We start from the raw sequence: 246 nt of genomic DNA on the forward strand, positions 1-246 counted from the left end.
GGTCGCATACAGATCGCGACACTTCAGCCGCTGCAGCTTGCCGCTCGTCGTGCGCGGCAGCGAGCCGGGTTCGACGAAGCACAGATCCTGTGCGGCGAAGCCGATCCGCGACGCGAGCAGCTGCTGGCATTCGGTGCGCGTCTGCGGCGTGGCGTCGGCCGGCCGTGCCTCGATCGCGACGACCAGGCGTTCGGTGCCCGTCTGCGGATCGGGCAGCCCGAAGGCGATGCAGGTGCTCTTGCGCAG

The 246-nt window shown here is 69.9% G+C and carries 1 pseudogene; it reads right to left on the reverse strand.

Annotation, left to right across the window (positions count from 1 at the left end):
• Positions 1–246: pseudogene (locus tag SB772_RS44365) on the reverse strand (AMP-binding protein); the annotation flags it as partial.

The sequence above is a fragment of the Paraburkholderia sp. SIMBA_030 genome (genome assembly GCF_046535245.1).
Taxonomy (GTDB): Bacteria; Pseudomonadota; Gammaproteobacteria; order Burkholderiales; family Burkholderiaceae; genus Paraburkholderia.